The 584-nt window shown below is 45.4% G+C and carries 1 protein-coding gene; it reads left to right on the forward strand.

Annotation, left to right across the window (positions count from 1 at the left end; all coding sequences use genetic code 11):
* Positions 1–202 precede the first annotated feature (202 nt).
* Positions 203–584, forward strand: a 382-nt coding sequence (locus tag ACTJIX_RS14845; RefSeq protein WP_440611566.1) for a KGG domain-containing protein, incomplete at its 3' end; no start/stop codon positions are given.

Genomic DNA, 584 nt, shown 5'->3' on the forward strand with positions numbered 1-584 from the left:
AATGAGTCGTTCTCGCTGTTCTAAACTAAGTGGTACAGAAACAATTCGAGGCATGTGTGAACATCTGTTAACTAAAAAAACTTTTTCGCATGATTAGTTATTTTTGTCAACTTAATATCCCTTCTGTATTTAACTTTTAGCTCCTACCTTAGTACAGGCAAATTAACCTTTGCTGAAAAAAATAATTTAAAGGAAGGAAAACATGGCAACTCAAGATAATGATAACGATACTTCAAATCGCGGATTTGCAAGTATGGACTCCGAAAGACAACGAGAAATAGCAAGTCAAGGCGGTCGAGCTGCCCATGCCAGTGGAAATGCTCACGAATTTAGCTCTAAAGAAGCCAGAGAAGCAGGACGTGCGGCTCATCGAAGCGGTAATGCACATGAATTTACCTCAGAAGAAGCCCGTGAAGCTGGTAGCCGTAGTCATTCAGGACGCCGCAGCAGCTATGATGACGATGATGACGATCGCGGTCGTTCCAGCGATCGAGGTCGTGGCCGCAGCCATGATGACGATGATGATGACAATCGCGGTCGTTCCAGCGGTCGAGGTCGTGGCCGCAGCCATGATGACGATGATG

Origin of the sequence: Acinetobacter sp. 22323, assembly GCF_052044895.1 — a bacterium.
In the GTDB taxonomy this organism is placed as follows: Bacteria; Pseudomonadota; Gammaproteobacteria; order Pseudomonadales; family Moraxellaceae; genus Acinetobacter; species Acinetobacter schindleri.